General features: G+C 58.9%; 17 protein-coding genes. 6 read left to right on the top strand and 11 right to left on the bottom strand.

The window, feature by feature from the left end:
- Positions 1–25: 25 nt before the first annotated feature.
- From ruvB to ruvC, 3 genes are read right to left on the bottom strand one after another with little or no spacing between them, the layout of a single operon-like run.
- Positions 26–1,045, bottom strand: a complete 1,020-nt coding sequence (gene ruvB, locus ACR0J7_RS12920) for a Holliday junction branch migration DNA helicase RuvB (protein ID WP_267364110.1) — start codon at positions 1,043–1,045, stop codon at positions 26–28.
- Positions 1,046–1,049: 4 nt separating this feature from the next.
- A complete protein-coding gene (gene ruvA / locus ACR0J7_RS12915) occupies positions 1,050–1,727 on the bottom strand; it encodes a Holliday junction branch migration protein RuvA (protein WP_480507047.1) in 678 nt (225 codons plus the stop codon).
- Positions 1,724–2,221, bottom strand: coding sequence for a crossover junction endodeoxyribonuclease RuvC (gene ruvC, locus ACR0J7_RS12910; RefSeq protein ID WP_480914513.1), 498 nt, complete (start codon positions 2,219–2,221; stop codon positions 1,724–1,726). Before ruvC ends, ruvA begins: the two co-directional genes overlap by 4 nt.
- A 333-nt stretch (positions 2,222–2,554) precedes the next feature.
- On the opposite strand from ruvC, the gene ACR0J7_RS12905 reads away from it, so the two are divergent.
- On the top strand, positions 2,555–2,770 hold the full coding sequence (locus ACR0J7_RS12905) for a DUF1127 domain-containing protein (protein ID WP_267364114.1): 216 nt from the start codon (positions 2,555–2,557) through the stop codon (positions 2,768–2,770).
- Between the two features lie 106 nt (positions 2,771–2,876).
- Here the strand turns inward: ACR0J7_RS12905 and ACR0J7_RS12900 are convergent, their stop codons facing one another.
- The 4 genes from ACR0J7_RS12900 to ACR0J7_RS12885 form a co-directional block, all read right to left on the bottom strand.
- Positions 2,877–3,221, bottom strand: a complete 345-nt coding sequence (locus ACR0J7_RS12900) for a hypothetical protein (RefSeq protein ID WP_480586100.1) — start codon at positions 3,219–3,221, stop codon at positions 2,877–2,879.
- 101 nt (positions 3,222–3,322) lie between these two features.
- On the bottom strand, positions 3,323–4,201 hold the full coding sequence (locus ACR0J7_RS12895) for a 50S ribosomal protein L11 methyltransferase (RefSeq protein WP_267364117.1): 879 nt from the start codon (positions 4,199–4,201) through the stop codon (positions 3,323–3,325).
- A gap of 66 nt (positions 4,202–4,267) precedes the next feature.
- On the bottom strand, positions 4,268–5,500 hold the full coding sequence (locus ACR0J7_RS12890; protein WP_480622773.1) for an MFS transporter: 1,233 nt from the start codon (positions 5,498–5,500) through the stop codon (positions 4,268–4,270).
- A 79-nt stretch (positions 5,501–5,579) separates the two neighbouring features.
- On the bottom strand, positions 5,580–7,775 hold the full coding sequence (locus ACR0J7_RS12885; protein ID WP_480914510.1) for a primosomal protein N': 2,196 nt from the start codon (positions 7,773–7,775) through the stop codon (positions 5,580–5,582).
- 88 nt (positions 7,776–7,863) lie between these two features.
- On the opposite strand from ACR0J7_RS12885, the gene fsa reads away from it, so the two are divergent.
- The 4 genes from fsa to ACR0J7_RS12865 all read left to right on the top strand — a co-directional run bounded on the left by fsa (position 7,864) and on the right by ACR0J7_RS12865 (position 11,104).
- Positions 7,864–8,517, top strand: a complete 654-nt coding sequence (gene fsa / locus ACR0J7_RS12880; protein WP_480914508.1) for a fructose-6-phosphate aldolase — start codon at positions 7,864–7,866, stop codon at positions 8,515–8,517.
- Between the two features lie 197 nt (positions 8,518–8,714).
- Positions 8,715–9,422, top strand: coding sequence for a DUF484 family protein (locus ACR0J7_RS12875; protein ID WP_209505485.1), 708 nt, complete (start codon positions 8,715–8,717; stop codon positions 9,420–9,422).
- Positions 9,419–10,339, top strand: coding sequence for a tyrosine recombinase XerC (locus tag ACR0J7_RS12870; protein WP_480507052.1), 921 nt, complete (start codon positions 9,419–9,421; stop codon positions 10,337–10,339). Before ACR0J7_RS12875 ends, ACR0J7_RS12870 begins: the two co-directional genes overlap by 4 nt.
- A 69-nt stretch (positions 10,340–10,408) precedes the next feature.
- Positions 10,409–11,104, top strand: coding sequence for a CDP-alcohol phosphatidyltransferase family protein (locus ACR0J7_RS12865; RefSeq protein WP_480483981.1), 696 nt, complete (start codon positions 10,409–10,411; stop codon positions 11,102–11,104).
- 22 nt (positions 11,105–11,126) lie between these two features.
- On the opposite strand, the gene ACR0J7_RS12860 is transcribed toward ACR0J7_RS12865, so the two are convergent.
- Positions 11,127–11,594: a hypothetical protein gene (locus ACR0J7_RS12860; protein ID WP_480507053.1), complete on the bottom strand. Its 468-nt coding sequence runs from the start codon at positions 11,592–11,594 to the stop codon at positions 11,127–11,129.
- A 76-nt stretch (positions 11,595–11,670) separates the two neighbouring features.
- On the bottom strand, positions 11,671–12,126 hold the full coding sequence (locus ACR0J7_RS12855) for a methylated-DNA--[protein]-cysteine S-methyltransferase (protein WP_480507054.1): 456 nt from the start codon (positions 12,124–12,126) through the stop codon (positions 11,671–11,673).
- Positions 12,127–12,258: 132 nt separating this feature from the next.
- On the opposite strand from ACR0J7_RS12855, the gene ACR0J7_RS12850 reads away from it, so the two are divergent.
- A complete protein-coding gene (locus tag ACR0J7_RS12850) occupies positions 12,259–14,229 on the top strand; it encodes a hypothetical protein (protein WP_480914506.1) in 1,971 nt (656 codons plus the stop codon).
- A 42-nt stretch (positions 14,230–14,271) separates the two neighbouring features.
- Here ACR0J7_RS12850 and ileS read toward each other — a convergent pair whose 3' ends face one another.
- Both ileS and ACR0J7_RS12840 read right to left on the bottom strand, forming a co-directional pair.
- A complete protein-coding gene (gene ileS, locus ACR0J7_RS12845) occupies positions 14,272–17,184 on the bottom strand; it encodes an isoleucine--tRNA ligase (protein WP_480914504.1) in 2,913 nt (970 codons plus the stop codon).
- Between the two features lie 164 nt (positions 17,185–17,348).
- Positions 17,349–20,057, bottom strand: a complete 2,709-nt coding sequence (locus ACR0J7_RS12840) for a DUF2339 domain-containing protein (protein WP_480914502.1) — start codon at positions 20,055–20,057, stop codon at positions 17,349–17,351.
- Positions 20,058–20,060: the final 3 nt, after the last annotated feature.

Genomic DNA, 20,060 nt, shown 5'->3' with positions numbered 1-20,060 from the left:
GGCATAAAATCTAAGCGCGCTGGCTTCAACCGAACAGATCGCTTTGCCGCTTGGGCGCGGCCATCCCAAGATGCGTCCACGCCTTCTGCGCCAACATCCGCCCGCGCGGAGTACGCTGGATCAGCCCCTGTTGCAGCAAATAGGGCTCAATCACTTCCTCAAGCGAGTCGCGGCTTTCGGACAGCGCGGCAGACAGGGTTTCAATCCCCACCGGGCCACCTGCATAGTTTTCGGCAATCAGCTTCAGATACCGCCGGTCCGCACCATCAAGGCCCAGATTATCGACGCCCAGACGGGTCAAGGCACCATCGGCAAGGTCCCGTGTGATCCGCCCGTCCCCTTCGACAATCGCGAAATCCACAACACGCCTCAGCAATCGCCCGGCGATACGTGGCGTTCCGCGCGACCGGCGCGCGATTTCGCGCGCACCATCGTTATCCGCAGGCGCGCCCAGTTTTCGCGCGTTCCGAGTGACAATTTCGTGCAATTCATCAACCGTGTAGAACTGAAGCCGGGTCGGGATACCAAACCGGTCACGCAAGGGCGTTGTCAGCAGGCCCATCCGCGTGGTGGCCCCCACCAGTGTGAATGGCTGCAACTCGATCCGTACAGTGCGCGCAGCAGGGCCTTCGCCGATAACAAGATCCAGCTCGAAATCTTCCATCGCCGGGTACAGCACTTCTTCCACCGCCGGGTTGAGCCTGTGAATCTCGTCGATGAACAACACGTCCCGCGATTCAAGATTGGTCAGGATCGCCGCCAGATCCCCCGCCTTGGCCAGAACCGGGCCAGAGGTCATGCGAAAGTTCACCCCCAGTTCACGCGCCATGATCTGTGCGAGGGTCGTCTTACCCAACCCCGGAGGTCCGTGAAACAAGGTGTGGTCCATCGCCTCGCCGCGTTGCCGGGCGGATTGAATAAAGATGCGCAAATTGGCACGCGCCTCAGCCTGACCAATGAATTCATCCAGCCCCTGAGGACGCAAAGCGCGGTCATTGTCTTCCGGCAGGGGCTCCGGGCGCAGGGTGGGATCAGCGTCAACCATTCACTTACCCTTTCGGAGCCAGCAGCCTGAGGGCCGCGCGGATCAGATCAGCCTCGTCAGCATCCGGCTGGCTTGCAGCCGCTTCAGCCACGGCACCTGCCGCCTCGGACGGCCCATATCCAAGATTGGCCAGCGCCGACAACGCCCCGGCAGACGCGGCCGCGGCACCCGATGGCGGTTTCGGAACACGTCTCGGCGCGGGTGTAGAGTCATTCGGTTCAACAACCTCAAGTTCCGGCCCGTCCATCGCCTGAGCAATCGTGCCGCCCATGGCCATCACTCCGGGTGCCTTGTCCTTGAGGTCCAACACGATCCGTTGGGCGGTTTTTGGCCCGACGCCCTTGGCCGCCTTGACCGCACCCCAGTCCCCCAGGGCAATTGCGCGGCTGACACCGTCGGGCCCCAATGCACTCAGGATCGCCAGCGACACCTTCGCGCCGACCCCCTGAACCGAGCACAGCAGGCGATGCCACTCTTTCTCGACAAGCGACAGAAACCCGTAAAGCTGCATAAGGTCTTCGCGGACGACCATGTCAGTGTAGATCGAGACCGCCTCACCCGCCCCCGGCAATGCCGCCAAGGTCCGGTCGGAACAATAGACAAGATAGCCGACGCCCCGAACATCGATCAGCACATGATCCACCGCGCGGTAATCCAGCCGCCCTGTCAGTTTGCCGATCATGCCCGCACCTCTTTCACACGCGCCTGTTGCGTTTTCCCGTAATAGGCATGGCAGATCGCAATCGCCAGTGCATCCGCCGCGTCGGCCCCTTTCGGCAAACAGCCCGGCAATTGCAGTTTGACCATATGCAAAACCTGCTCTTTCTCGGCATGACCCACACCCACCACGGTCTTTTTCACCCGGTTGGGGGCATATTCCCCCACCGGCAGACCGGCCTGTGCCAGCGTCAGCAACGCCACACCACGTGCCTGCCCCAATTTGAGGGTTCCGGCCCCATCCTTGTTCACGAATGTCTGTTCGATAGCAGCCTGATCGGGTCTGTGATCCGCAATCACTTCGACAATCTGATTGTGCAGCGACAGCAGCCGCTCGCCCAGACCGTCCCCATCCGATTTGCACAACCCGTTGGCCACATGGCTCAGGCGGCTGCCATTTGATTCGATGACGCCCCATCCCAGGGTTCTAAGCCCCGGATCGATGCCCAGAATTCGCATATTTTGCCTCGGCCTGCTCGGGTTGTGTGATCTTTTTTCAACGCCTAGCACGAAGCGTGAACATTTTCCAAGCGAATTGACCCCAGGGCTGAAAACGACACGCGTGTCTCAGGCGCGACTTCGGGCGCGTTTTGCGACCCAGTGAAGTCTGAATTCGACACTTTCCCAAAGGCTTTTTCACCAATTGTTAAAGGGGATTACAGCTTCGTGAAGCCTTGCAGAAAACGCATAGGACACATGCAAAAACTGAACTTGTGCGAACGAAATGACAGCACTAGATGCCCCGCAGATCGCAGAAATGCAATGTGAACACTAACCAGAAGGAAACAGGATATGGCTGCACTGGACACAACCCGCGTCGCTACCACTGGCTCGTTCGGCCTTGTTGGCCGTATCGGCGCATTTTTCGTATCGGCCGTTAACGCCGCAGTTGAATGGAATGACGCCCGCGTAACCCGCAACGCGCTGACCGGTCTGACCGACCGCGAACTGGACGATATCGGCCTGTGCCGTGGTGACATCGACTCCATCGCCGAAGGTCGCCGCTAAGAACCGGCCACTACGCTTATTTGCCCCTTCCTCCTCCCTTGAGGGGCACACAAAAACACCGCGCACCATAAGGGTACGCGGTGTTTTTTTAATCCGAGGGAGCGGATTAGTAGAAAACTTTGTTCAGCTGAGCGGCGAGGGCTTGCGACACAGGGTCGATTTGCATCACCCAGGCACCGGCTTTTTCGACTGGCGTACCTTCGTTCAGGCTGTCGATCCGATATTGATAGCCGGTCGGGCCAAGGTGGGATAACAAAAACGCTTTGAATGCGAAGAAACCCACAAGCGTAAGCAGCAGCACCTTTGCTGGCACCGCCGAACTCACCCGCTGCGGCCTCATCACCACCAGGCCATCCTTGCGCATCGTCGCGCGATAGCCACGGCTCATCTTTTGGTGTTTCTTGTTCAGGCGACTTACGCGCTGATTGAACTCCAGTTGTTTACCCGTCATGGCAGCCTCCAAAAACCGCCCCCCTCGACTTCATTCAGAAAACGGTAAAAAGAGATTGCGACAAAAACGTGGCAAAAACCTATAAAACTCCTGCAAATGGCCTAATTCGCGCCCTGTTTGGTTAAAATTAGGGTCGTCCACTCACCAATCTCGGCCCTATAGGTCTGATTGAACCCGTTTTGTGAATAAACGGAAACCACGTCATCGGCCTGTTCGTTAAGGATTCCCGACAGGATCGCGTGCCCACCTGGGCGGAGATTCGCTGCCATTTCGGGTGATAAAGCTACCAAAGGCCCTTTGAGGATATTGGCAAAAATCAGATCGTAGGGTGCGTGCGCCTTGAGGTCGGGATGATCGAAACCTGCGGCTTCAACACACTGAACCGCGCCGGACATACCGTTTGCCTTCAGGTTGGCTTCGGCCACTTCAACGGCCACCTCGTCGATATCGCTGGCAATGAAATCGCCATCCCATACCCGAGCTGCCGCCATGGCCAGAACGGCCGTGCCGCAACCGATATCCGCTACTTTCGAGGCACTGAACCCTTCATCCAACAACCGGTCCAGAGCTTTCAAACATCCCAGCGTGGTACCGTGATGTCCGGTACCAAAGGCCATTGCCGCCTCGATCAGCAGTGGAATGCGACCGTCGGGCAGCTTGTCGGCATCGTGGCTGCCATAGACAAAAAAGCGGCCCGCCTCAACCGGGGCAAGCTCTCGCCGCACATGGGCCACCCAATCGGTTTCAGGCACTTCCGACACAACAAAAGGTTTGGCTTCAAAAGCAACTGCCAGAACGGCCAATGCGGTCTCGTCAGGGGCTTCGGTAAAGTACCCGCCCACTTCCCACAGGCCCGAACCGTCTTCGACCTCGAACACACCGACGCCGGTTGGTTCGGGCTCCAGACGCTCCATCGCTTCGCCCAGACCTTCGGCGGCTTTCTTACCTGTCAGCGTGGTCAGCGCAGTGAATGTGGGCATCCGGAACTCCTGTGTCAGTTGGCACTGCGCGTAGGACGGTGCGCAGCCAACGTCAAGCTTTGCGGCCTATTCCGCCGGGGCTGGCGCGTATTTGCTCAGGACGGTCTCATTGCCCGGTTCCGGGTGGCGCGGAACCAGCAGGGACAACAGCAGAGAAACGACCGCCATCGCCGCCGCAAGACCAAACACGGCACCTGGCGACACGACCCAGAGCAAACCCAGCAACGCGGGCAAGAAAACCGCGGCGATATGGTTGATCGTGAACGCGACTGCGGCAGTTGGCGCAATATCCGCCGGATCGGCGATTTTCTGAAAATAGGTTTTCAGTGCAAGCGCCAGCGCGAACAGAACATGGTCGATGACATAGAGCGTCGCCGCCAACAGCACGCCCCAGCCAAACCAGTAGATCCCACCATAGGCTGCGAACACGATTGCCAGACCGGTATATTCAAAGATCAATGTACGCCGTTCCCCGAACTTGGCCACCGCTTTACCCAGCAACGGAGCAACCATCATGTTGATCATCAGGTTGATCAGATACAGGCTGGTCAGCTCATGCACTTCAAAGCCGAACTTCTCAACCATCATGAACCCGGCAAAGACGACAAAGATCTGTCGCCGCGCACCCGCCATGAATTGAAGAGCGTAATACAGCCAGTATCGACGGCGCAGGATCAGTTTCTTGGTTTGCGGCGTGGGGGCATCGAATTGCGGGAAGGCGAACAGGCAAAACAGGGCCAGCAAAGCTGTTGCACCGCCAGCAGCCATGAAGACAAAGTTGTAGGACAGATCGAACCGCTCCCAGGTCAGAACGATCAGCCCGTACACCACCATCGTTGCTGCCGAGCCCATAGCGACCAGCCACCCCAATACCTGCGGTGCGCGATCCTTGGGAAGCCATTGCAGCTGAAGCGACTGGTTCACAGTCTCATAGTAGTGAAACCCGATTGAACTGAACAAGGTCACGAACAACAATCCGCCAAGGCTTGGGAACCAGGCCGTCAAAGCCGTTGCGACCCCAAGCATCATCAGCGAGATCATGGCCAGCACCTGCTCGCGAATGAAAATGATGACGGCAATCACGCCGACCGCCAGAAAGCCCGGAATCTCGCGCACCGTGTGCAGCAGGCCGATATCGGCCCCGTCGAAATTCGCTGCCTCAATGACGAAGTTGTTCAACAGCGCGCTCCACGCGTTGAACGCGATGGGCATGGTCAAGGCCATCACGAACAGAAGCGTGACAGGACGACGCCAGAACGGAAGGCTCTGCGCCTCGGCAAGGGGCATGGGTTTCAGCATGAGAATCCTCTACGCCCATTTCCCGACTTTGGCGAGGGGGAAGCGACCAGCGCACAATGGCCCTGCGTTAATGCAATAGTCAGTAAAAGCTTTGTGGATCGATATCGACGGTCAGGCGGATATCGCCTTTCAGGCGCAGCGGGGCGATCCAACGAGCGATGGCGTCCTGGATTGGTGCGCCCTTGGGGGCCTTGACCAGCAGGCGGACACGGTGACGTCCGCGTATACGCGCAATGGGTGCAGGCGCAGGGCCAAAGACCTGAGCACCGATCGCGCGCAGGGGCGCATCGTTGCGGGCCATTGCATTGCCGATATCGAAAACCGGTCCAACCTCGGGGCCCGACAACACGATCCCGGCCATGCGACCATAGGGCGGCACGCCTGCCGCCTGCCGACCCGCTGCCTCGGCTTTCCAGAACCCTTCTTCATCACCCGAGAGGATGGCCCGGATCACCGGGTGTTCCGGTTGAAATGTCTGCAAAAGCGCCTGCCCCGGCTTGTCAGCCCGTCCCGCACGCCCAGCCACTTGCCGCATCAATTGAAACGTACGCTCAGCCGCGCGCAGGTCCGCACCGTGAAGGGAAAGATCAGCGTCGATCACACCAACCAATGTCAATTTGGGAAAGTTGTGCCCTTTGGCGACCAATTGCGTGCCGATGATAATGTCGGCATCCCCGGCGGCGATCTCTTCAATCTTGGCTTTCAATGCCCGGGCTGAACCAAAAAGATCAGAACTTAGCATGGCAATTTTGGCCTCGGGGAAAGTCACCTCGGCCTCTTCGGCCAAACGCTCAATGCCCGGCCCCACCGGAGCCAGCTTGCCCTCGACCCCGCAGGAAGGACAGATCTCGGGCATCGGCTTGGTCTCGCCGCATTGGTGGCACATCAGGCGCTTCAGGAATCTGTGTTCGACCATGCGCGCGTCGCAATGGTCACAAGCGATCTGTTCCCCGCAGGCGCGGCACAGGGTTACAGGAGCATATCCCCGACGATTGATGAACAAAAGCGACTGCTCGCCTTTCTCGATCCGCTGCTGCACCGCTTGCCGCAAAGTCGGAGATATCCACGTTCCGGCCTGCATCTGTTCGGCCCGCATGTCGATGGGCTTCATCTCGGGCAACACTGCCGCCCCGAAACGCGAAGTCAGGTCGATCCGATCATATTTACCTGCCTCAGCATTTGCCCAGCTTTCCAGCGAGGGGGTTGCGCTGGCCAGAATCACCCGCGCGCCGCAGATGGCCGACCGCAGGACCGCCATGTCTCGCGCGCTGTAATGCACCCCGTCTTCCTGCTTGTACGAGGTGTCGTGTTCCTCATCCACCACGACCAGCCCCAGATCGCGAAATGGCAGAAACAGGGCTGACCGCGCGCCAACAACCAGTTGAGCTTCCCCCTGCCCGACCATCCGCCAGACCCGCCTGCGTTCAGTCATGGTCGCGCCCGAATGCCACTCGGCAGGGCGCGCGCCAAACCGCGCTTCAACCCGTGTCAGGAATTCTGCGGTCAGCGCAATTTCAGGCAAAAGGACAAGCGCCTGCCGCCCCATGCGCAGCGCTTCGGCCACGGCCTCCAGATAGACTTCGGTCTTGCCGGAACCCGTCACGCCTTTCAGCAGCGTCGTGCCGTAATTCCCCGTCCGTTGCCCGGCGCGAAGCTGCGCAACCGCACTTGCCTGATCTTCGGTCAGGTCCTTTCCCGGTAAATCGGGATCAAGATGCGGATACGGCAGGTCGCGCGGGCTGTCTTCTTCACGAACCGCGCCTTGCTTGACCAAGCCTTTGACAACGGACGAAGTTACCCCTGCCTGTTCCGCCAGTTCCTTTAACGTGAATGCCAACCCGCCATAGTCGCGCAACACGTCAAGTACACGGATTCTGGCGTCGGTCATCCGGTCTGGCAGGGTGGCTCCCAAACGATAGATCTTGCGCATGGACGGCGGGTCGCCCAGCCCCGGCGCGCGGGTCGCCAGCCGCAGCATCGCGGGCATCGGTGTCAGAGTATAGTCGGCAACCTTGCCGAGGAATGCCCGCATTTCCTCGCGCATCGGTGCAACTTCCAGCACACGGATCACCGATCGCGCCTTGTTCAGATCGAAACCGCCCTGCCCCGGCCCCCAGACCACGCCCAACACCTTGCGCGGACCAAGTGGCACCTCGACAAACGCACCCAGAAAGCACCCTCCTTCGGGCGCTTTGTAATCCAACGTCCGGTCAAGCGGTTGCGTTGTCAGCACCGCAATCAGCTCTCCCTCGTCGAAAAATCCGTTAGCGCTCACAGCATATCCTTTGCAGGGGGTTCCAGCATGGCTCTCTTTGAGGTAAAGCCATCCGCGACCAAGGCCAACCCATCAAAGGACTGCCCTCATGAAATTCTTCGTAGACACTGCCGAGATCGACGCCATTGCTGAACTGAACGATCTGGGCATGGTGGACGGCGTGACCACCAACCCCTCGCTGATCCTGAAATCGGGCCGCGACATTCTGGAAGTGACAAAAGAGATCTGCGATCTGGTCGACGGTCCCGTTTCCGCCGAAGTTGTCGCCACCGAAGCTGACGACATGATCGCCGAGGGCCGCAAGCTGGCCAATATTGCCCCGAATATCGCCGTGAAGGTTCCGCTGACATGGGCCGGTCTGAAAACCTGCAAGACGCTCAGCGACGAAGGACAGATGGTCAACGTCACCCTGTGTTTTTCGACCAATCAGGCGATTCTGGCTGCAAAAGCGGGTGCGACCTTCATTTCGCCCTTCATCGGCCGTCTGGACGATATCAACCTGGATGGCATGGATCTGATCGCCGACATCCGTCAGGTCTATGACAATTACGGGTTCGAAACCGAAATTCTGGCCGCTTCGATCCGCACCGTGAACCACGTCACCGAAAGTGCCCGCATTGGTGCCGATGTCATCACCGCGCCGCCAGCCGTGATCAAGAAACTGGCCGATCACCCGCTGACCGACAAAGGTCTGGAAACCTTTCTGGCCGATTGGGCCAAAACCGGTCAGAAAATCCTCTGATCTGGTTTGCGACCGCGCGGCGCCGTCCGGCGCCGCGCCCGGCCCAACAGCCCAAAGCCTGATCTGCGATCAGGCGTGGCAGGCGGGAGCCTATCCGCCACAGCATCCGGGGAAATCCACTCTTGCGTGCATTTTTCCCAAGGCAAATCCGGTTCGGCATGTTATAAGCCGCCCAACAAAAAAAGACCGGACAGGACATGAGCAGCAATCCCAAACTCGAGGATAATCTCCGCGCGGCAATTCTGGCCGAGCCCGACGTCGTTCTGGACGACAAGGACCTGATGCAAGCCCTTGTGGCCGCGAACGAACGCGCCCGGGGTGATAATGTGATCGATCTGCGCGGCATTGCCATGCAGCGGCTTGAGGCGCGGCTGGACCGGCTGGAAGATACCCACCGCTCGGTCATCGCGGCGGCCTATGAAAACCTTGCAGGCACCAATCAGGTTCACCGCGCGATTTTGCGCCTGCTGGAACCGGTCGAATTCGAGGATTTCCTGCGCGCCCTTGGAACCGATGTCGCAAATATCCTGCGGGTTGACCACATCACGCTGGTTCTGGAAACCACCGTGGTTCAGAACGATCCTGCCGTCGACAGGCTTGGAGGCGTTCTGACGATCGCAGAGCCCGGCTTTATCAATCAATACCTGACCAATGGGCGCGGCGGCCCTGTCCGCGACGTGACCTTGCGCGAAACTCATCAGCCGAACCGACGTGTTTTCGGCGCGCTGGCGGATCAGTTGCGCTCAGAAGCCTGCCTGAAACTGGACCTCGGTCCGGGTCGCCTGCCGGGCATGATCGTCATGGGGGCCCGCGATCCGCGGCATTTCACACCGCAACTCGGCACCGATCTTCTCACCTTCTTTTCCGGCGTATTCGAACGCTCGATGCGCCACTGGCTGTCGTGAACCTGATCTCACCCGCTTGCCGCGACGCGCTCCAGCACTGGCTGGACACTCTGGGCGCGCTGGCGGGGCGGTCGCAAAACACGCAAACCGCCTATCGCGGCGATGTCACCGAGTTTCTGTCTTTCATGACCCTTCATCACGGGGAACGGCAGGGGCTGAAGGCGCTGGAACGGATCACCGTGTCGGATATGCGCGCCTGGATGGCGGATCAGCGCAGCGGGGATATCAGCGCGCGATCCCTTGCGCGCAAACTGTCCGCCGTCAAAAGCTTCTATCGTTGGCTGGCCGAGCGAGAGGGATTTGAACCCACCGCCGTTTTGTCGACCCGCGCGCCCAAATTCACCAAGAAACTGCCCCGCCCTCTGGCCGAAGACGCCGCGCGCGCCATGATTGACACGGTCGAGCTGCAATCTGTGTCCGACTGGGTTGCGGCCCGCGATGTTGCGGTTGTCACGTTGCTTTATGGATGTGGTCTGCGGATATCCGAGGCCTTATCCCTGACCGGTGCAGACGCGCCCCTGCCCGAGACGTTGCGCATTGTCGGGAAGGGCGACAAGGAACGGATCGTTCCGGTTCTTCCAGCTGCCCGAGACGCGGTTGACCGATATCTTCAGCTTTGCCCCCACCCGCAAGCGAAGGACGCAGCCTTGTTCCGGGGCGCTCGTGGCGGCCCGCTGAACCCGCGCGCGATTCAAGGCGTCATGGCCAAGGCACGGATGCAACTGGGGCTACCTTCAACCGCCACACCTCATGCCATGAGACACAGCTTTGCCACCCATCTGTTGTCCGCAGGAGGAGATCTGCGGGCCATTCAGGAACTGTTGGGGCACGCCTCATTGTCAACCACACAGACCTATACCGCCGTGGATACTGCACGGCTTATGGAAGTCTACAACCGTGCGCATCCAAAGGCGTGACTGACACATTGAACAGAAACCTCGGGCTTTTGGTTTGCATCTCTGGCGTGCATCGGTCATGACCCTAGCATGACACTCAGATTCAAAGCTCTTGCCGTACATCTCTTCACTGCCACTGGTGCTGTTTTCGCAATGCTGGCCATGCTGGCCGCCGTGGAAGAGAAATGGAGCCTCATGTACCTTTGGCTGGTTGTATCCTTCATTGTCGATGGCATCGACGGCCCGTTGGCGCGGCACTATCACGTCAAGAAAAACGCACCCGAGTTTGACGGCGTCTTGCTGGATCTGATCATCGATTATCTGACCTATGTGTTCATCCCAGCCTTTGCGCTGTTCAAATCCGGATTGATGGATGGATGGACCGGCTGGTTCGCAATCATCGTCATCACCTTTGCCAGCGCGATGTATTTCGCGGACACCCGGATGAAAACAAAGGACAATTCCTTTTCCGGCTTTCCCGGATGCTGGAACATGTTCGTTGTCGTGATCTTCGCACTGGAGCCCAATTTCTGGATCATCCTGCTGCTGGTCACGCTGCTGTCGCTTGCGATGTTTCTACCTTTGAAATTCGTTCACCCCGTGCGCACCGAGCGTTGGCGCAGTCTGACCTTGCCGGTCGCCCTTGCCTGGACGTTCTTTGCGGGCTGGGCCGCATGGGTCGATTTTCATCCCGAAAGCTGGGCCCACTGGGGTCTGGTCATCGCCAGCCTGTACCTGACATTTGCGGGTATCGCACAACAGGTTGTTCCGCAGCGCCGTACCTGACACGAGCGCTGCCGGACCGGATTTAAAGAACGTCCTGAACCTCAAATTCAGTACCGTTATGGGTAAAGACGTCGCCCGCTTTCAGACCGGCCATGGCTAGGTAGATCGGGCTTTGTGTCGAGATCCCCATATATGTATCTCCACCCACCTCGAACCGGGTCGTCGAAACGCAGACGACAAAGCTGCGGTTGTTGAACTTGATCACCGATCCCGGCCTGACTGTATCTGTCAGACCAAAATCGGTATTCTCGATCACATCGATTTTGGCATGATGCGCATGAACAGGCGCGTCAAATGCAGCTGCCAGATCGGCATTTTCGCGCGATGCGGCTATGTCATCCTTGTCGTGGCCTTCCCGGTCATCCAGTTGGGCATCCTTCAGAAATGCATCGTAATGGGCCTGCGCCGTTGCAAGCTCCTCTGCCTCAAGCGACATCAACCGGTCGATAATGGCCTTCTTCTGGGCTGCGCGATCTTTTTCGGTGCTCATTCAATGCGATCCTTCAAATTCAGCAACTGATATAAGTTGTGCTTCCCAGAACCGGATTGCAACCGAATTTCGAGGCTCAGATCAAAAGACCCGCCGCCCGTTCATGCCGTAGCAGTGCAACCTTTGTCTCGATCCCGCCGCACCCCGAAAACCCGCCCAGCCCATTGGCAGCCAGTACCCGGTGGCAGGGAATAATAACGGGAATCGGGTTTGCCCCACAGGCCTGACCGACCGGTTGCGCCGGTTGTCCCAGCGCCTTGGCGATATCCCCGTAGGTGCGCGTTTCCCCAAGAGGAATGGCATACATAAGATCACAGACCCGCCTTTGAAACTGCGATCCATGGATGCGGTAGGGCAGATCGAAGCGGTCAAGTCGTCCAGCGTCATAGGCCATCAGCTGCGCCGCCGCCTCGCGCAGCAGAGCTGTTGGTTCGCCGTCGTCCTGACCGTCCCAGACCAGCCGCGTGAGGGCACCATCCGTTTCCTCGATCCCAAGTCTTCCGAACTGAGTATCAACTGCAATCATCGCCATGGGCTGACGGTTTCAGATCAATCCTCCAAGTTCAAGTGGCGAAGCCATGGGGCTGCGCGACGCGCGGATTTTGCGAGTTGCGGCAATCATGTTAGCCTAGCCGCATTGTCAAAAAGAGATTTGGAGCATGAGATGGTTCGTCATTTGATCCTGACGGTTCACGGAATTGGCGAACAAATACCCGGTGAGACCGTCGATCAGGTCGTCGGGGCCGCGACAACCTGGCTGGATGGCAATCCCGAACCCCCGATTGAGGTTCAGCGTGGGATGATCGAGCTGGCCGAAACAACCTTCGACGGCACCCCCCGAAGCGCGAAACTGTTCCCGGTCAACCTGCGCAAGGTGACGAAACCGTCAGTACCGCAGGACGAGGCCATGTTTGCCGAGGTTTTCTGGGCCGACCGCTCACCCGCCCCGAAAGGAGCCATTAAGACAGCATTGGACCTGATCTGGGTTGTTCTTGCGCTGGGTTATCTGGCCATGGACAATGCCGAACAAACGCATAGCCACGCGGATGTGGCCTCGGACCAAGCCAACGGCAGGAACACTTTTCCCGCGCGGCTGGTTCACCTTTTTACTTGGGTTTTCTTCGGCGCAGTTGCGACCCTGAATGCCTATCTTCTGATCGGTGCCATAGCCGTTATGGTTGATCGCGTTCCCGGGATCTTCTTTCAAAGCACGATCCTGCTGTTCTGGCTCTTGTTCACGCTTTACGCCGGAGGGGCCGCATACGGACTAAGGCGCAGCTTTGCAGCCCCGACTTATCTAAGACGCGTATTCTGGCGCGGCATTTTCGGGATAGGGTTTTTGCTGCTGATCTGCCTGATCATTGGTCCGCTTGGTCTGGAAATCCGAGCCTGCACACCCTTGCCGGACAGCCCGGTTTGCCCTTCGGCGCTAGAGCAGTTTGTGGCCTTTCAGGTCTACCTGCTCGCGTTTTTCTGGGCTTCGCTGATCTTCATGACAATCATTTTGTACGTGCTTTCTGCGACCAGCCTTGATGAAAAGGTTCAGGCAGACAATCTGAAAGAACACAGGCGGCTGTACCCCAGCATATGTGCAGGCATGTTGGTGTTCTGGATGTTCTTTATATCCGGGTTGTGGCTAATGCTGCGGGAAATGCTCGACACGGTTCCGGGGCTGTCAGATGGAAAACTGACCGGTCTTTTTGACAATTTCCTCAGTGACTCCATCGAAACACTCAGTGTTGCCTTCGCGGCAATTGTCCTGCTTGCGTTTGTCGGTGTTGGCCTGTTTGCCGGTCGCAGAGGGCTGAAGGCAAACCTGCATATCCGCGACGGGCTGATCAGCCGCGCCATCCTCAATCGTTTTGCACAATGGGTCTTTTTGTTCGGTGCAATCGTACTGGCGATGGTCACTATCCGAGAAATCGCGTTGAGCCAGCACGTCGATCCCCTGTGTCAGATCGGAACGGACAATTGCAACCTGATTGGCCGGGTTTTGAACAAACTGGCAAGCAAACAGGGCGAGATTGGCCTGATCGTCCTGGGTGCAACAGCATTGATGTACCGCTTTTCCGATTTCGTCGCAGCAGGGCTGGGTGTGGCACGGGACATTGTCACCTATGCCATTCGCGACAAGTGTTTACTGAAAGCGGACCTGAAAACGAGGCTGCGCAATTATCCGGATCGCAAGGCGATTGATGAACGATTTTATCGTGCACTGCATTATGTGGTGGATATCTTTGCCGCGGACCACATCACGGTGATCTCACATTCACAAGGCACCGTGATTGCCACGCAAATGCTGGCTGATCCACGCGTGCAAAAGCTTATCAACGGGCGCAACGTGACGCTGATTACGATGGGCTGTCCTGTGACCCATATCTATCAGCGCTATTTTCCCGAGATGTTTACAGTCGTTCCCAAAAACCTGAACGCCGCATGGTTCAACATCTTCAGGCAGGATGACTTTGTAGGGACCGAGATTGAAGGCGGGCTGATTTCCGCAAACCGCAACATTCCGGTCGAGCCCGGTGGTCACACCGGATATTTCACGGATTATCAGGTTTGGAAGGCCCTGAAGGACTCAGCCATAGGCTTTGACCTGTTTAATCCGACACCGCAATCCGCGCAGACGTGAAACGAAAAACGCCCCCTCGAAGGATCGAGAGGGCGGTTTCAATCAGCTTAGCGCCTCATCGCAGCGTCGGCAAACTCCGACATGGGCGTGGCGGCCCACGTCCGGAAGGATTTTCCAACAGCGCTGACATTTCTCGCCTTCGGCCTTCTCGAACACGACGGCAATGCCTTCGATTTCGGGTACGCGGAATGCTTCGGCCGGGGCCGGGTCGCCGGTCACGGTCAGGCCTGACGTGATGCACAGATCGTCCACGTCAAAGGTCGCCAGCAGATCAAGGGTTTCACTGTCCTCAACATGCACAATCGGTGCCGCTTCAAGGCTGGAGCCGATCACCTTGTCCTGCCGCTGGATCTCAAGCGCAGCTGTCACTGCACGGCGTACACGGCGCACTTTGGCAACGGCCTCTTCCAGTTCGGCGAAACGCCAATCCGCAGGCGTTTCCGGGAAGTCGACCAAGTGGACCGAGCTATCGTCGCCCGGAAAACGCTCCAGCCAGACCTCTTCCATGGTGAAAACCAGAACCGGCGCCAGCCACGTGGTCAGGCGATGGAACAGGATATCCAACACCGTTCGCGCAGCACGACGGCGCGGCGTGTCGCCGTCACAATAAAGAGCATCCTTGCGGACGTCGAAGTAGAAGGACGACAGGTCAACCGTGGCAAAGGTGAAGACCGCGCTGAATACGCCCTGGAAATCGAAGGACGCATAGCCCTTGCGAACCTGCTCATCCAGATCGGCCAGCCGGCTGAGCACCCAGCGCTCCAGACGCGGCATATCTTCGGGTGCAACGCGATCGGCCTCGGTGAAATCCGCCAGCGAGCCCAGCATAAACCGCATGGTGTTGCGCAGACGGCGATAGCTGTCGGCGGTGCCTTTCAGGATCTCCGGCCCGATCCGCTGGTCGGCCGTGTAGTCGGTCTGAGCCACCCAAAGGCGCAGGATATCGGCGCCGTACTGCTTGACGACCTCTTCCGGTACGATGGTGTTACCCAGCGATTTGGACATCTTGTTGCCCTTGGCATCCAGCGTGAAGCCGTGGGTGACGACATTCCGATATGGCGCACGGCCCTTGGTACCGCAAGCCTGCAGCATGGACGAATGGAACCAACCACGGTGCTGGTCGGTGCCTTCCATGTAGACGTCGGCGATGCCGTCCTCGGTCCCATCTTCGCGGTCGCGCAAAACAAAGGCGTGAGTGGAACCAGAATCGAACCACACATCCAGCACGTCAAACACCTGATCGTAGTCATCGGGGTTGGCGATGCCGTCGAGGATTTTCTCTTTGAACCCGTCGGTGTACCAGATATCCGCGCCATCTTTCTCAAACGCCGCCTTGATGCGCGCGTTCAGGTCTGCGTTGCGCAGCAGGTAATCCGCGTCGGTGGGCAAGGCACCTTTCTTGGTGAAACAGGTCAGCGGCACGCCCCAGGCGCGTTGGCGCGACAGAACCCAGTCCGGACGCGCTTCGATCATCGAATAGAGGCGGTTGCGCCCCGTCTGCGGCGTCCATTTGACCAGTTCGTCGATCGAGCGCAGGGCACGTTCGCGGATGCTGTCGCCCATCTCACCCATGCCGTCATCCAGGTTGCGGTCAACGGATGCAAACCACTGCGGCGTGTTGCGGTAGATGATCGGAGCCTTGGAGCGCCACGAATGCGGATAGCTGTGCTTGATCTTGCCGCGCGCCAGCAGCCCGCCAACCTCGGCCAGCTTGTCGATGACAGCTTTGTTCGCGTCACCCTCACCACCCTTGCGGGACAGGATGTATTTGCCACCAAAGAACGGCAGATCGGTGCGGAACGAACCATCATCCATCACGTTATAGGTGATGACCTGCTCCAACATGCCTAAATCGCGGTAGAGTTCGAATTCCTCCATACCATGTGACGGCGCACAGTGGACGAAACCGGTGCCTTCGGTATCGGTCACGAAGTCAGCCGCGCGGAAGTCGCGGAGGTCGTCCCATTCGCCATTGCCGCCCTCGGCCCCGGCCAGCGGGTGGGTCAGTTGAACACCTTCAAGTTCATCGGTGGCGACACCGCGTACACGGGTCCACTGATCGTCGTTCAGACGGGCACGACCCAACACATCTGCGGCCATATTGTCAGCCAGCAGGAATCTGTCACCCACATTAGCCCAGCATTCCTCAGGCGCGCCGGTGACTTCGTACAGGCCGTAGGAGATGTCGTTGCCATACACGACCGCCTTGTTCGACGGCATGGTCCAGGGAGTGGTGGTCCAGATTACGACGAACGCATCATCCAGATCACCCGCGTTCATGACCTTGAACTTCACCCAGATGGTAAAGCTTTCCTTGTCGTGATACTCGACCTCGGCCTCGGCCAGCGCGGTTTTTTCGATGGGCGACCACATCACGGGTTTCGAGCCCTGATACAGCGTGCCGTTCATCAAGAATTTCATGAACTCGTCGGCGATCACGGCCTCGGCATGAAAGTCCATGGTGATGTAGGGATCAGGCCAGTTGCCGGTGATGCCCAGGCGCTTGAACTCTTCCCGCTGGATGTCGATCCAGCCTTCGGCGAACTTGCGGCATTCCTGACGGAAGTCGACGATGTTCACCTCGTCCTTGTTCTTGCCCTTCTTGCGGTACTGTTCTTCGATCTTCCATTCGATCGGCAGGCCGTGGCAGTCCCAACCGGGCACGTAACGCGCGTCAAAGCCCATCATCTGATGAGAGCGCACGATCATGTCCTTGATCGTCTTGTTCAGTGCGTGGCCGATATGCAGGTGGCCGTTCGCATAGGGGGGGCCGTCGTGCAGAGTAAAGGGTTTGCGCCCCGTTTTCTCGCGCAGGCGGTCATAGACACCGATGGTCTCCCACCGCTCCAGCCATGCGGGTTCGCGTGCAGGCAGGCCCGCGCGCATGGGAAAATCGGTTTTGGGCAGGTTCAGCGTGTCTTTATAGTCAGGCGTTTGGGTCGTGTCGGCGCACATTTTGAGCGTCCTTTGGATGATCTGGTCGTACTAGGATCGAAGCGGTCGGTGCGAATTCTCAAACACCTTTGCCCGGCGTCTCAGAGGGTCAGAGCGCCGGGGATATAATTCGAATAATGATGGCCGTCCGGTCATACATGGCCGCGCTTATAAGACGCCTGCCTTCAATGGTCCAGAGGTTCCGGCCCATGCGGCGAATGGCGCAGCTTGGCCCAGCGATTCAACCATGCCAGACCGGCCAGCCCAAGCCCCAGCGCCAGCAGTGAGAACACGCGGATCAGCCCGCCCAGACCGGCAATATCGATCAGAAAGACCTTGGCCACCGCCAGCCCGATCACCACCAGCCCCGCCTTGCGCATCACATCCGAACCGCGTGCCAGAGATTGGTAGAACAGCACCGCCCCAACCAGCAGCAGAACAAGGGTATATGTATAAAGCTCGGGCTGCGTGACGCCGTTGCCTTCAAACATGCCTGCTGCTCCCTGCCAGACATGGCGGATAGTCAGGCCAAACCACACAGCAATCAACGCACCCGCAATGGCGTAGCTTGCCAGCCTGATCTGCCTTGGCATGTCCTTGATCCGCCAGACCGAGAATCCAATGGTCAGTGCAGGCACCAGATAGGCAAGGACAAGGGTGTTCAGAACCGGTGGGCCAAGCACCGGGTCGGCGTTGGGGTTCAGAAGCGGGTTTTGGTCGGTCAACGCCAGGGTCAGACGGAACACGCCATGACCGGCAAAGAACGCCGCCAACACGTACCGTGCATAATTCAGCTTGCCACCCAGCCCAAACCTCTGAACCTGAGCGAAGGCCAGCAGCAGCCAGATGACCGCCAGCAGGCCCAGACCCCAATGGCTGTTGTCGGCCCCGCCTTCACCGAAACCTTCAAGCCACCGCAGTAGCAACAGGGACAGCAGAATGCCGCCCGTCGCCCATGCCGCGCTTTCCAGCAACAGTGCTGCAACCGGCCGCCGCAAGGGACGCAACAGCCACCAGCCAGCCACGAAACCCAACGTGGCCGCGCCATAGACCATCGCCATTTCGGGAAGCGGGGCCACGTTAGCCCAGTCCAGACCCGGATCAAGTACCAAGCGTACGGTGACGGTAAAGACACCGGCCCAGATAAACCAACTCATCTGCGGCAAGGTGAACCTGCGATCCAAGGCTGCTGCTGCGACGACACTGGCCACCAGCGCAATCGTCAGCGCGGCCGAGCTGAGCACGATGACGCAAGCAAAGACCAGACAAGACAACGCGGACAACGTGGCCAGAGCAGCCCGCATCCGGTCGTCGCCATCGGCGCGACCAAAACGCCCGGCCAGAACCACCATCAGAATTGCCAGGACAATCGCGTGCAGGGCCCAGGCGTACGCACCGATAACCGTGGCAGGACGCCAGCCCAATTCCAAAGCGATGGCCAGCGCCGGTGCAAGAATTACAGCGCCCCCGGCCCAGATTGCACGATACTGGTTTGCCCTGAATGACCGCCATGCCATCAAAACCGACATGAGCGCGCCCAAAGCAACCAGCGCGGTGGCTGCCATCGGAAAGTCGGCCTCGGGCGTCTCGGCATAGGTGTCGGTGAAACTGCGAAGAACTACTCCGTATTCCAGCCCGTGAGAGGCCACAAAAAACACAAGGCCCGCCGCAGGCAGGACGGTCAGATCCTGTAACGCAGGCGCATCCTTGGCCCACAATAGCAGCGCCAGAAGCAGGGCGGACAGCAGGCAGACACCCAACCAGAATTCAGCCGCTGAGTCTGCCCAATGCCAGGACAGGATTGCTGTGCTGGCCGCAATCGCTCCGGCGGCGAGCCGAGTTGGAAACTCGGGCCACGGGCGGGTTCCGGGGGTGCGGATCACCTGAGACATCATGCACCCTGCATGATCGGGCCAAACGCGCCGCACCGGAATGGCCGTCGCCAGAAGTGCGAGCACTGTTGTCGCGACCAGATATCCCGGTTCCGTATTCGGAGCGCCACTGACCAAAAGCAGGTTTGCCGCATATACCCCGACCAACGTCAGAACCGAAATCCACGCCCAGCGCCGCACCGTGTCGATACCCAGCCCCAAAACGGCAACCAAGAGAAAATAGGCATAGAGCCACGATGGATCGTCAGATGCGCCTCCAACCAGAAAGGGTGCTGCAAAAGCTCCGATCAGTCCAACCGCAGCCAGCAGCGGGCCGTGGAACCACCCCAGAACAAGCCCAACAAGCGCGATGACAACCATTCCTGCCAAAGCCGTCTCGGCCCCGATCAGGCCATAAAGCTGCCGCGCAGACAGGATGGCGCCGAACAAGGTAACAAGGCCGGCCCCGGAAAAGACCGATGGCAAATAGGCAGTGGCCACCGCTTCGTCATCCCCGAACCTGCGGCGCAGAACCTCACCCCCGATAATCAAAACCGAGCCGAAGCCAAGCGCGGCAAAAACGCGGGCCGCCGGAGGTAACAATCCGTTCTCAACGCCATATTGCACGAGGAAAATACCGGCCAATGCCAGCGACAGTGCTGAGACCGCATAAAACCAGTTCTCACGCAGCCACGCGCCCAGCGCAGCAAACCTGTCATGGCGAAATACAATTGCAGGAGTAGCGGCGTCGGTGTCTACATCTTCGGCGCTTTCGTCTTCCTGTCGCTTTGGCGCGGCCCACGGCCCCGGGCTGTGAACCTGTTCCTCTGCCACAGGTTGCGGTGCAGGTGCATCCTGTTCCGGTTGCAGCGACGCCGGTGCATCACCCGACACCAACGCATTGATCTGCCCTTCCAGTTGTTCGACCCGGCGACGCAATCGGGAATGTCCGACCAGAAGTGCAATCAATGTCACCGGGATGGCCAGAACAACCAGGCCAATAAGAACAAGCAGCGTTTCCAACCG

The organism is Ruegeria sp. O4 (assembly GCF_056535125.1).
Note: the sequence above shows the minus strand (reverse complement) of the source record. Positions and strands in the feature narration are given on the sequence as shown.